Annotated in this window: 4 protein-coding genes and 1 riboswitch; all 4 genes read left to right on the top strand. The window is 44.6% G+C overall.

Going from position 1 to position 14,076, the window contains the following annotated elements; translation table 11 throughout:
- The first annotated feature begins 1 nt into the window (after position 1).
- The 4 genes from MHH40_RS08495 to MHH40_RS08480 all read left to right on the top strand — a co-directional run bounded on the left by MHH40_RS08495 (position 2) and on the right by MHH40_RS08480 (position 14,073).
- On the top strand, positions 2-1,093 hold the full coding sequence (locus MHH40_RS08495) for an ABC transporter ATP-binding protein (RefSeq protein WP_050943225.1): 1,092 nt from the start codon (positions 2-4) through the stop codon (positions 1,091-1,093).
- Positions 1,093-1,962 (top strand): ABC transporter permease, encoded by an 870-nt coding sequence (locus MHH40_RS08490; RefSeq protein WP_003214329.1) that lies wholly within the window; start codon positions 1,093-1,095, stop codon positions 1,960-1,962. Before MHH40_RS08495 ends, MHH40_RS08490 begins: the two co-directional genes overlap by 1 nt.
- Positions 1,955-2,758 carry an ABC transporter permease gene (locus MHH40_RS08485; protein ID WP_003214190.1) on the top strand — a complete coding sequence of 268 codons (804 nt, stop codon included), beginning with the start codon at positions 1,955-1,957 and terminating at the stop codon, positions 2,756-2,758. The genes MHH40_RS08490 and MHH40_RS08485 overlap by 8 nt, the downstream gene beginning before the upstream one ends.
- Before the next feature lie 370 nt (positions 2,759-3,128).
- Positions 3,129-3,221, top strand: a riboswitch (cyclic di-GMP riboswitch).
- 145 nt (positions 3,222-3,366) lie between these two features.
- Positions 3,367-14,073, top strand: a complete 10,707-nt coding sequence (locus tag MHH40_RS08480) for a non-ribosomal peptide synthetase (protein WP_340900935.1) — start codon at positions 3,367-3,369, stop codon at positions 14,071-14,073.
- The last annotated feature ends 3 nt before the right edge of the window (positions 14,074-14,076 follow it).

Raw genomic sequence — 14,076 nt, 5'->3', positions numbered from 1 at the left:
TATGAGTGGAATCCATTTAGAACATATTAGCCAGCATTTCGGCGAGCAGATTGCTCTTAACGATGTCAGTCTTACGGTGAATGAGGGAGAGTTTTTCTCCCTTCTTGGTCCTAGTGGCTGCGGGAAATCAACGTTATTAAACATCATTGGCGGTTTTTTAGAGCCAACAAAAGGTGTCGTCTATGTTGGTGATCAGAATGTGACGAATTTACCGCCTTATCAAAGAAAAACGGGTATGGTTTTTCAAAGCTATGCACTCTTTCCGCATCTGACTGTATTTGATAATGTGGCGTATGGGTTAAAGGTTCAAAAGAAAAAGAAGGCAGAAATTAAAGAGAAGGTAATGGAGAGTTTGTCTCTTGTGCAATTAGAAGCGTTTGCGAAACGTATGCCGCATCAATTAAGTGGTGGACAGCAGCAGCGGGTAGCGATTGCAAGGGCGCTTGCGATTCAGCCATCTGTTCTTCTTCTTGATGAACCGCTCAGCAACCTAGATGCAAAACTAAGAAAAAATATGCAGACAGAGCTTCGAAATATTCAAAGGAATGTCGGAATTACCACCATTCTCGTGACCCATGATCAAGAGGAAGCATTAAGTCTTTCTGATCGGGTTGGGATTTTAGGAGAGGGGAAAATCCAGCAGATTGGGACGCCTTTAGAGGTGTACCGCCAGCCGAACAATCGATTTGTTGCTGAATTTATCGGACAAGTGAACCTATTTGAGGCGGTCTATGATGAAGCGAAAGCTGCTTTTATCGTTCCTCATTTAATCCAGTCAAACGGGCAGGAAGTTCAATTAAAGGCAGCGTCACACCAAGAGAAGAAGGAGAAGCATTTACTCATGCTCCGTCCGGAAAGAATCAACATATCTTCTGAGCGGGAAGACATTCAGTCCAACCATGTATCAGGTGTGCTGACTGATGTCAGTTATATTGGTCACTCATTACGTTTGGTGGTGGGGCTCGATAGCGGTGAAATGATTGTTCATGCTTCTGATGCAGCATTTCCAGAGCTGCCGAAAGCTGGAGAAGCTATTCATATCAATTGGCAGCCTGAAGATATCGTTTTCCTAGATTCGAAGGTGCATACGTGATGCGTATCAAGAAAAAGAATCAGCGATTTCATTGGTTCATGCTGCTGCCGGCGTGTTTGTTTCTTGTTGTATTTCTTCTAGCGCCGCTTGTGATGATGTTCGTGCTCAGTTTTCGTGATGTGGATTCAATGATGAACACATTACAAACGTATAGCTTTTCTCAATATATTCATGTGTTCACGACAGATGCGTATGTGAAGGCGATTGGAAGTACAGTGTGGGTAGCCTTACAGACAACGGTGATTTGTTTATTGATGGCATACCCTGCGGCATACGTGCTCGTCAAGGCACCTCATCCGCGTCTGCGGGCATTTTTCTATATCTTACTTGTCTCGCCGCTTTTGACAAGCGTTGTGATTCGGACATTTGCATGGATTGTCCTTCTTTCACAAAATGGTCTGATCAATGGCATGTTATTAGATTTACATGTGATTGAGAAGCCGCTCTCTATGCTGTGGAATATGAATGCGGTGATTATTGCTTATGTCCAGGTCATGCTGCCTTTTGCAGTGCTGCCTATTGCGACGAGCTTAACTGATATGGATCGTCATTTACGATCGGCTTCTATGAGTCTAGGAGCTGGACGAATTCGAACCTTCTTTCATGTGACCTTTCCATTGACCATTCCAGGGATGGTGACTGGGGCTATTATTGTCTTTTCGCTGGCGGCTGGGAGCTATATCACTCCGCTCTTAGTCGGCGGAAGAATGCAGCCGCTGCTACCGCTTTCTATTTATCAGCAGGTCATGCAGGTGTATAACTTGCCTCTTGCTGCAGCGATGTCCTTTACGTTATTGGTTTGTGTGCTTGTGGTGGTCAGTTTATTAAGCTATCTATTGAAGCGCTGGGAGGCGAGGATGCATGCGTAAAAAATCATTAGGTGATCGCTTGCTTTCCATCCTGATTTGGACTGCTGGGTCATTGGTTTATCTCTTTTTGACCATACCTGTTCTTGTCATTGTCCTATCTGCTTTTAGTCCAAATGCCTTTCCTGAATTTCCGCCGACTTCGTTCTCTGTTCGTTGGTTTCAAGAGGTCGTGTCGAATCCAGAATGGATGGAGTCTCTGCGTATCAGTGTGATTTTGCTATTCATCGTAACGCCTCTCACGGTTCTTTTAGGCACGATGGCTTCGTATGCTTTAGCAAGGCTTTCCTTTAAGGGAAAAGAGGCGATTCAAGCCTTCATTTTGTCACCTCTTATGATTCCTCAAGTAGTGTTAGGGATTGCCATGCTCTATTTGTTTACGGCTATGGGGTTTACGGGATCTTTGTGGGCGCTTGTCATAGGTCATGTCATCATTGGCTTTCCCTATGTGGTTCGAACAGTAGGTGTCAGTGTCTCGAATTTGGATCCGCGGCTTGAGCTAGCTTCAATGAATCTTGGCGCAGGACCCATTCGCACATTCTTTCGAGTGACGCTGCCTTTGATAAAGCCAGGAATTATTGCAGGTGGGGTATTTTCTGCCGTGACGTCATTTGGGGAAATATCGATCAGTTTGTTCGTTTCCTCTCCCCAAACGATTACGATTCCCGTCAGGACGTTTAATTACATTGAGCAAACCTTTGATCCGAGTGTCAATGCGATATCTGTCATATTTATTATCATTTCTATCATTGCGTTGCTCATTATTGAAAAAACAATTGGCCTGTCTAAGGTGATGTAAATATAATGAAGAAACAAGGGAGCTGTCATTTGAAATGGCAGCTCTTTTTGTGTTGTTTTTACGGTAAATATTTTCAATTTTTTAGGGAATATAGTTCTTAAGATTTAAGAAATTGTGGAGGGTGGAAGGAGACCTCTATCCTACATTTTCGGTCATATTTGCAAAATTTAAGGGAAAACATGAAATTTTTGCGGTATTTAGTCGATTCTTTTCGGTTGAACGCAACTATTATTAGTTATTTTCGGTAAATATCGTAAATTATTATGTGATTCATTCGGCATAACGCATGAATCTTTACACCCATTTTTCGGTGAAAAAAACAATAATTTCATATAAAGTGGACGTAATATAGAAAATATTTAAAAAGAAAAGAAGAAAAAGGCAAATCTATGGAAACGTAGAGACGCAAAGCCATGTCCTAAGGTAAATGTTGCTTTTTTACTAAGGTCGCCAGGTTACCGAATCAAAATGGGAGTCCCTCCGTTTTATTCGGGGTGGGCTTCTTTCCGTATTCTGTCTATTTTAATGAAATAGACTTGGTTCTTTTGATATAGAGGGTGCTGGGTGTCACATTGGTGGAGAAAACATAGAAGAGGCGGAGGATGAAAATGAATACAGTTTATTACCCCTTAACACATGCGCAAAAGCGAGTATTCTACACGGAAAGATTTTATCCAGGTACAAGTATTTCTAATTTGGGTGGATTCGCCAGATTGAGATCGGTATCAGGTTTAGATCCATCTTTGGTCGTTGACGTGCTTCAAGCGTACATTCGCCAAACTGACTCCCTTCGGTTGAGGCTGGTGTATCGACATGAGCAGGAGGAGCCTGTTCAATATATCAAGCCTTATGAAGAACAGCCGATTCGCATGGAAAAGGGCTGGAGTGAAGAAAAAGTGAGGGCTTGGGCGAATGAGCAAATCCGTGAGCCGATGCCGTTGATTGACAGTCCCTTGATTGAATTTACGGTCTTTCAAATCAGTGATCAAGAGTGCTGGCTGTTTTGTAAAGCACATCATATTGTGGCGGATGGCATCTCCATTATCTTAATGGGAAATCGCATCATCGACTTATACCAGGACATGCTGCAGGGGGTAGACATCTCACCGGTTGAGGAGATTTCCTTCGTTGACCACATCATGAGTGAGCAAAGCTATGAAACTTCTAAACGATTTCAAAAAGACCAAGCTTTTTGGAATGAGCAATTTGCCAATATTCCAGATTTCGCTTCATTAAAACCGCATAAGGGATACGAGATGAGTTTACATGCGGAGCGATTTTCAGGGGATATTCCAGATTCTTTGAAGGAGAAACTTCGTGCGTTTTGTGAGGAGCAGAAAGTCAGTATGCTCTCGATGTTTATGTCCACTGTTTATGTATATTTACATCGTTTTAGCGGCATGGGGGATGTTGTTCTTGGAACCTTTATGGGCAACCGAACAAACGCCAAAGAAAAAAAGATGATTGGTATGTTTGTTTCCACGATTCCGATGCGTGCATCTGTTCAGGGGTCGCAAACATTTCTTGATTTCGTCAAACAGGTCATGGCGGATCAAATGAAGATCTTGCGTCACCAAAAGTACCCTTACAATCTTCTTATGAATGATTTGCGAGAAAGAGAAGGGTTTACAGGACGCCTTTTTGATATTTCTTTAGAATACCAGGTCATGCAGTGGCAGAAAAAAGAGAATCTGTCTTTCATTACTGAACCGATCTTTAGCGGGAGCGGAATGAATGATATTTCCATTCATGTAAAGGACCGCTGGGATACTGATACATTGACCATTGATTTGGACTACCGTACAGATGTATTCACCGAAGAAGAAATCAGTAAGATGTTTGATCGATTCTTAATCATACTAGAAGCGGCAGTCTCCCAGCCTGACCAGCTGATCGGCAAACTCCCTTTACTTCCACCAGATGAACAAAAGGAACTGCTTCAATTATCTGAGAGAAAACCTTTTGAAAAGCCAGCTGAAAAGCCGGTTCACCATCTGTTTGATGAGACAGCCAATAAGTATGCAAAGCGAACAGCTGTTGTAGCAGAAAATGGAGCATTTACTTATGGAGAACTGTTTCAAAAGGCAGAAAAGCTGGCGCGTTTTTTACAAATGAAAGGTGTCTCGCGTGATGTGCCAGTTGCTGTCTTAATGGATCGGAAGGCAGAGGCTATGGTGTCGATCTTCGGCATATTAAAGGCTGGCGGGGCGTATGTACCGATTGATCCGGCATTACCTGAGGAGCGTATTCAATATATTGTGGAGGATTCTGGTGCTTCCATTGTGTTAACTGAGGAATCGTTCGTTTCAACATACCGTGCCCTCTCGGAAAAAATGGTCGTGCAGCAGCAAATCGCATTAGATGATGAACTGCTGCCTCAGCTTGTAGATCAGTCGGTACCAGAGGATTTGGCTTATATGATTTATACATCGGGGACGACTGGAAAGCCGAAGGGCGTCATGATTGAGCATTTTCAGCTGCATCATTTGGTCCATGCCTTGCATCATGAGATTTATGAAGAGGCGAGTGAGCTTCAAATGGCGCTTCTTGCACCATTCCATTTTGATGCATCGGTGAAACAAATCTTTGCTGCGCTATTATTTGGGCATACGCTTCATATCATCCCGCGAGAAACAACGAGAAATGGTGTTCAATTAGCGGCTTATTATAAAAAACATCAAATTGAGGCAGCGGACGGAACACCGGCGCATGTGCAGCTTTTACTTGCAACGGAATTAGATGGGCTGTCCTTGAGGCATATGTTAGTTGGGGGAGAAGCATTGCCTGCGAAAGCAGCATATTCTCTTATCGAAGCGGTTCGGATGAGTGAGCCTGATTTTACTTTGTGGAATGTGTATGGTCCGACTGAGACGTGTGTCGATGCGGCGGTTCATCGCCTAGAACTAAGTGAGCTGCGCGAATCCTCTGAACAGCAGCGTTATGTGTCAATCGGAAAGCCGCTCGGTCATCACCGTCTTTACATTTTAAATGACCATGATCAATTACAGGTACAGGGGGCTGCTGGAGAACTGTGCGTTGCAGGGATAGGTGTTGGACGAGGCTATGTGAATCAGCCTGAATTGACGGAGAAAGTATTTACGGCAGATCCATTTTCTCCAGATGAGCGGATGTATCGAACAGGGGATCTAGTCAGATGGCTTCCGGATGGCACAATTGATTATCTTGGCAGAATGGATGATCAAGTGAAAATAAGGGGTTACCGCATAGAAACAGGCGAAATTGAAGCAGTGATGGAGCAGGTAGATGGAGTGGATCAAGCTGTCGTACTTGTTGTCGAAGAAGCGGACGGGGAAAAGGCGTTAAGTGCTTACTATCAAGCTCGTCATGAAAATGTGTCAGTTGACATACTTCAAGCCGCTATCAAACATCAGCTACCAGCTTACATGATGCCGCTCTATTTCAAAGAGCTCGATGCATTTCCACTCACAGTCAGCGGCAAAGTTGATCGTCGTGCACTTGCTGCCCTAAAAGGAGATAAAGCCGTTCAAGCTGTTTATGCTGCGCCTAGAAACGGTCTCGAAACGAAGCTTGTACGTTTGTGGGAAGAAATTCTTGGTCAAGAGAAGATTGGTATATATGATTCCTTCTTCGAACGAGGGGGGCATTCACTGAAAGCAATGACTGTACTCACACATGTGCAGCGAGATTTTCAGGTGGAGGTGCCGCTGTCCGTTTTATTTGAACAGCAGACCATTGCCGCTTTGGCTGCCTACATTGAGCAAGCGGAAACATCTTCTGAAACGGTGATACCTAAAGCACCTGCCTTAGACCATTACCCATTGTCACCTCCACAGCAGCGCGTTTATATGGTGAGTCAATTAGAGCAAAGCACTGCATACCATATGCCAGCTGTTGTGAGGTTAAAAGGAACGCTGCATCAAGAGAAGCTGACGGAAGCCTTTGAAAAACTCATCACACGTCATGATATGCTGCGTACGTCTTTTCATACGTTGAAAGGTGTTCCGCGTCAACGGGTAGCTCCATCCGTGCCTTTTCAAATAGAGCAGCTAACAGGCGGTACGATGGAAGAAAATATGCAGCAATTTGTCAGACCCTTTGACCTTGAGTGTGCACCACTTCTTCGCATTGGCTTGAAGTCATTACATGATCAGGAGCACTTGCTCTTTTTCGATATGCATCACCTGATTTCAGATGGTCTTTCGATTGATTTGATGCTGCGTGAGCTGTCAGATGCTTACGAGGGATCGGTCAAAGACCCATTGAAGCTTCAATATCAGGACTATGCTGTTTGGCAAGAACAACAAGATTTTCAAAAAGAAGAAGCATTCTGGCTGCAGGAATTTTCGGGTGATCTTCCTGCTTTACAGCTGCTGACCGATTATCAGCGCCCAGCGGTCCAGTCGTTTGCAGGGGATCGTGTGATCAAAGAAATCAATGAAACGTTAAAGCGGCAATTACAGGAGCTAGCGGCAAAACACCATACGACACTGTATACGGTTCTGCTTTCTGCTTACTATACATTGCTTGCGAAGTACACGGGTCAAAAGGAATTCGTGGTTGGAACACCGGCGGCGGGGCGTGTGCATGCAGACTTGGATGACATGATTGGCATGTTTGTCCAGACACTTGCTTTGCGGTCCGAGGTTGATCCGAATGGAACCATGTCGCAGTTGATCGAGCAAGTGAAGGAAAAGACGATGCATGCATTTGAGCATCAGCAATATCCATTTGAACGACTGCTTGAAAAACTGAATGTGCCAAGGGATTTTAGCCGTCATCCATTATTCGATACCGTTTTTACACTCATGCCAGATCATGAATCAGCCCAGCATATAGGAGAAATGCAAGTTGAAATCGAAGAAACCAATTTCCATATTGCAAAGTTTGATTTAACGCTGCAAGCGATGGAGTCAGATCAAGGGTTATCCTTTGTCCTCGATTACAGTACGGCGCTATTTAAACGAAGTACAGCCGAGCAGATGCTTCATCATTATATGTATTTGCTGAAGCAGATGGTTCAAGCGCCGGAGGAGGCAATTCGATCTTATCGATTACTGTCTGAACAAGAAGCAGAAGCTCAACTGAATCTGTGGAATCCGTTACCGACGCCTTATCCGTCAGAAGAAACCATTGTGACGCAGTTTGAAGCACAGGTGCAGGCGCACGGTCATAAGTCTGCCCTCCAATGTGGAGGTGTGATTCTTTCTTACCAAGAACTAAATGACCGTGTGAATCAGCTGGCTCATTATTTACGTGAACATGGGTTTGAAAGAGGGATGAAAGCAGCCTTATTCTTTGAACGGTCTAATGAGATGGTACTCTCTGTTCTAGCTGTACTTAAGGCGGGCGGCGTCTATGTACCAATTGATCCTGATTTCCCTGATGAACGCGTGAAGCACTTTTTAACAGACAGCGGTGCGCAATTCTTACTGACACATCAAGTGCTGCGCCATCGTTCGGTGCTTGCTTCTTTCGAGGGAACCATCATCGAAACAGAAGATCGTGGAATTGTTCAGCAATCAGACAGCAATATAGACATTCGGGTATTGCCAGAGGATTTGGCGAATTTGACCTATACATCTGGTACAACTGGAAAACCTAAAGGAAATATGGTGACACACCGGAACATTTTGAGAACAGTGAAGCAATCAAATTATCTTGCCATTCATCATGAAGACACGGTGATGAGCCTATCAAACTATGTATTTGATGCTTTTATGTTCGATGTGTTTGGTGCTTTATTAAACGGTGCGAAACTGATTGTTCTGCCAAAGGATCATATTTTAAATATGAATGAGCTTTCTGGAGCGATTGAGAAGGAGAAAGTCAGTATTTTAATGATCACGACAGCTCTTTTTCACTTACTTATCGATATGAAAAAAGACAGCCTAAAGAACGTCAGAAAAGTTCTATTTGGCGGAGAACGTGCTTCCGTACCTCATGTCATGACTGCACTTGAAACGGTAGGGGAAGGCAAGCTTGTTCATATGTACGGTCCTTCTGAAAGTACGATTTTCACTACGTATTATCCAGTGAATCACATTGAGGAGCAGGCGTTATCCATTCCAATCGGAAAGCCAGTGAGTCAAACGGCTGTTTATATTGTAGATGAATTTGGACAGCTGCAACCGCCAGGTGTAGCAGGAGAGCTATGTGTCGCTGGTGATGGAATGGTCAAAGGATATTATGGGCAGCCAAAACTCACAAGTGAAAAATTCGTGGAAAATCCTTTCCGCTCTGGTGAGGTCATGTATAAAACGGGTGATCTTGCCCGCTGGCTGTCAAATGGAGAGATTGAATTCATTGGACGAATCGATCATCAAGTGAAGATTCGTGGTCAGCGTATTGAACTTGGAGAAATTGAGCATCAGCTGCTGCGCCATCCGCAATTAAAGGAAGCCGTCGTCATTGCAGCCCCAAATGACACATTATGTGCATATTTTACAGCCGAAGGATCCGTCTCATTAACTGATTTGCGCGAGCAAGCAGGACGTGAACTGCCTGTGTATATGATGCCGTCATTCTTCATGCAATTAGACGAGCTTCCGCTTACGAATAACGGCAAGGTAGATAGGCGAGCGTTGCCGGTGCCTGACCTAAGTGAGCAGGGGATAAATGAGTATTTCCCTCCTCAAACCGAAACAGAGCATCACGTAGCGCGCATTTGGGAGGAAGTTCTTGAAGTGCCGCGAATCGGCAGGAACGATCATTTCTTTGAATGCGGCGGCCATTCGCTACGCGGCATGAAAATGCTGAACAAGCTGTATGAAGAGATGCATGTGGAGCTCACTTTGAAGTCTTTATTTGAATCCCCGACATTAGAGGCGTTTGCCTTGGCGGTTGATCAAGCGGATCAAATGGAGATCAAGCGAGTGGAGATCGCAGAAGAAGCGGCCTATTATCCAGTGACATCTGCTCAGAAAAGACTGTTTGTATTGGAGAAAATGACCGATGCGGAGCAAAGCTATCATATGCCGGCTGCTTTAAAGCTAGAAGGTGCTTTTGATGAAAAACGATTTAAAAAAGCGATTGAACAGCTTGTCCATCGTCATGAAGCATTCCGAACGAGCTTTGATTTTGTTCAGAATGAACCTGTTCAACGGATTGAACCAAACATCTCCGTAGATATTGAGACAATCGAAGGGAACGGAAGAGACATACAGGAATTGATGAATGATTTTATCCGTCCTTTTGATATAGAAAAGGCGCCTCTACTCAGAGTAGGTCTAGTTTCTGCTTCCGTAAATGTCCATTATTTACTGATTGATATGCATCATATCATTTCAGATGGTGCATCTGTGGGCATTTTAATTGAAGAGCTTTCAGCCTTGTATCGAGGAGACAAGCTAGAGGAATTACCTGTTCAATATAAGGATTATGCGGTTTGGTCAAAAAGCGAGACGTTTGCTGCACAAAAAAGAGCTGAAGAGGCGTTTTGGCTGGAGCAATTAGAAGGAGAACTGCCTGTACTGGCACTCCCAGAAGATTTGCCAAGACCAAAAGTGCAAACATTCGCAGGAGATCGTGTCTCATTTACAATCAATGGGCCGCTTAAAGCGAAATTGGATGAGCTGGTCAGAGCACTCAACAGTACGACGTATACAGTGCTGCTCACTTGCTACAGTACCCTTTTAAGCAAGCTATCAAGACAAGAAGATATCATCATCGGTTCGCCGATTGTAGGCAGAACTCATCCTGATATTCAATCTGTCATTGGTATGTTTGTGAACACGCTGGCACTTAGAACAAAGCCAGCAGGACATCTGACAGCCGCAGAATTTGCGTCAAATGTTCATCAGCTTGTGTTAGAGGCAAATGAGCATCAGTTGTACCCATTTGAAGAATTGGTAGACCGAGTACAAGCGGTTCGAGACACTAGCCGTCATCCAATCTTTGATGTGGTGTTCTCGATGGAAAATGCGGATATCCGTAATTTAACGATGGATGGACTTCATATTGTTCCGGAGCCATTCGAAGAGAATATCGCCAAATTTGATTTGACCTTAACTGGAAACGAATCGGCTGATCACATTGAGCTTGTGTTCGATTTTAATTCTTCTATCTTTCAACAGTCGTCGATTGAAAAATGGAAGGAGTTTTTCCTTCATTTATTGGAACAAATGGTATCAGCGCCAGAACAATCACTAGATCAAATGCAGCTATTATCACCGAAGCAGCAGCAAAAAATGCTCAACGAATGGTCAGGTCCTGTCCTAGACGTTCCGTCAGATCAAACGGTTCATGAACTGATCGAGGCTAAGGCATTTGAAGCACCTCGCCAAAAAGCGGCGACCTTCTGCGGAACGAGCTGGACGTATGAAGAGCTGAACAATCGGGCAAATAGAGTCGCTTCAAGACTTATCTCAAGGGGCATAAAACGAGGAGACCGCGTCGGCATTCTCACCCGTCCGTCCCTTGACATGACGGCAGCTGTCCTTGGCATCTTGAAGTCAGGTGCGGCATTCGTTCCAATTGATGCGGATTACCCGGATCAGCGTATTGCCTACATGCTGGAAGACTGCGGGGCAGAGGTTCTTCTCATGCAAAAAGGATTAACTGCACCAACTTCCTTTGCAGGTCATGTCCTGTTGATAGAAGATGCCGTAGAAGGCGAAGCACAAGAAATTCAGGTTCATGTCAAACCAACAGATCTCGCCTATATGATTTACACATCTGGAACGACAGGACAGCCGAAGGGTGTCATGGTCGAGCACCAGTCCCTTGTGAATCTTGCGTTCTGGCACAATGATGCCTTTCAAGTGACAAATGCGGATCGAACCGCCAAATATGCCGGCTTTGGCTTTGATGCCTCTATTTGGGAAATGTTCCCGACATGGATTGCCGGCGCAGAGCTGCACATCATTGATGAAGCGATTCGTCTCGATATGATCAAGCTCAATGCGTATTTCAATGACGAAAATATCACCATTGCATTCCTGCCAACTCAGCTATGCGAGCAGTTTATGTCGATGGACAATCACTCCTTGCGTTACTTACTAACAGGAGGAGACAAGCTGAAACAGGTAAAACCAGTTCCATATCAACTCGTGAATAACTACGGTCCGACAGAAAACACCGTCGTGGCGACAAGCGGGATCATCGATCCAGATCAAGGCACGCTTCCGATTGGAACAGCGATTGCCAATACCCGTTTTTACATTATGGGTTCGTTATATGACCTCTCGCCGCCAGGCGTACCGGGTGAGCTTGTGATCGCAGGAAAAGGACTGGCAAGAGGGTACTGGAATCTTCCAGAGGAAACAGAGAAAAGCTTTGTCCCAGATCCATTTTATCCAGGTGAGCGTATGTACCTGACAGGCGACTTAGTGAAATGGACAGAGGATGGCGAGCTGATTTATCTCGGCAGAAAAGATCATCAGGTCAACATCCGTGGCTTCCGGATTGAGCTGTCAGAAATTGAAGCTCAGCTTCTTGAACTGAATTCAGTCAAAGAAGCAGTCGTGACAACGGTCAAAGATGCCAGTGAACAGGATGCCCTTGCCGCATATGTCATCACGGAGAATGAAACAGAAGACTTAAAAGAAAGCTTAAAACGCACGTTGCCAGACTATATGGTGCCTTCTTGGATCATTAAGCTTGACCAACTGCCGATGACGGCAAATGGCAAGGTCGATCTGAAAGCATTGCCAGCACCAAATATGGAAGCGAACCAAACAGCATACGAAGCACCAAGAGACGAAGTGGAAACACTACTATGCGGCATTTGGGAAGACGTGCTTGGCGTCAGCCAAGTCGGCATTCACGATCACTTCTTCTTCCTTGGCGGAGATTCGATTAAAGGCATTCAAATGGCAAGCAGGCTCACACAAGCGGGCTGGAAGCTTGATATGAAACTGCTTTTCCAATACCCAACGATTGCGGAGCTGCGCCCATATATCGAAGAAGCTGATCAACTGACAGCTGACCAATCACCTGTCGAAGGAGAAGTTATTTTCACACCGATTCAGCGCTGGTTCTTCGAACGAAACTTTACGAGTCAGCACCATTGGAACCAATCAGTTATGCTCCAAGCTCCAAATGGCTTGGATGAAACCATCGTTCAGCAAGTGTTGGAGCAGCTCATGATCCATCATGATGCCTTGCGAATGGTGTATCCGCTTGAAGAAGGACGCGTAATCCAGCGTCATCGAAAAATCGAAGAAAATTTGGTGGCTGTTGATGTGGTAGAAGTACAAGGGGAACTGTCGCAGCAAATCCAGCAGGTAGAAAACCTGGCAAATGAAGTGCAGGCGAGTATATCGCTAGCGGAAGGACCTTTAGTAAAGCCAGCCATTTTCCGAACGGATCAAGGGGATCATTTACTGCTCGCTGTACATCATCTTGTCATCGATGGTGTGTCATGGCGTATTTTCCTTGAAGATTTTATGGCTCTTTATGAACAGTCGAAGCGCGGGGAAATCCTGACACTTCCTGAAAAAACACACTCTTTCCAAGAATATGCCCAGAAGCTGACGGAATACGCGATGTCAGATGAGTTGCTGTCGGAAAGAGCTTATTGGAAAAAGGTACTTGCGCATTCTGTTACACCGCTTCAAAAGGATCATGTGACGGAGGATCAGCGGATGCTTCATACACAGACCATTCGTTTTACATTGTCTGAGGAGGAAACGCGCAGTCTGCTGACAGATGTACATGAAGCATATCAAACAGACATCAATGATATTTTGCTGACAGCACTCGGATTGTCCATGAAAGAGTGGACTGGTGAAGACAGACACTTTATTCATCTTGAAGGACACGGAAGAGAGAACATCCTCCCTGCGGTCAATGTATCACGGACGATTGGCTGGTTTACAAGTATGTATCCTGTGTTACTGGATATGTCGCATGCAGACGATCTTTCTTATCAGATCAAGCATTTAAAAGAGGAACTCAGGCACATCCCGAACAAGGGAGTCGGCTATGGCATATTAAAATATTTAACCCCTGACAAGATGAAGGACGATATCTCATTTGAGCTTGCGCCACATATCAGCTTTAACTATCTTGGTCAGTTTGATGAACAGATCAGCGGTGAGTTAAGCCGTTCAACGTGGCATCCAGGACAATCGCTGAGTCCTGAATCAGAGAAACCTCATGCAATTGATATTGTTGGTTTCGTCGAACAAGCCATGCTCCATGTGACGATTTCTTATCATCATCTTGAATTTGAAGAACGTACGATGGAACAATTCAAGGACCTTCTTGAAAAGAATGTGAAGGCGCTGATCTCACATTGCGTATCACAGGAGGAAACCCAGATGACACCTAGTGATGTAGGGGATGAAGATCTCACGATGGATGAACTTGAAAAGCTAATGGATATATTTTAAGCA

The organism is Bacillus sp. FSL K6-2431 (assembly GCF_038005165.1).
GTDB classification, from domain to species: Bacteria; Bacillota; Bacilli; order Bacillales; family Bacillaceae; genus Bacillus; species Bacillus pumilus.
The sequence above is the reverse complement of the archived record's forward strand: the minus strand, read 5'-3'. Positions and strand labels throughout refer to the sequence as shown.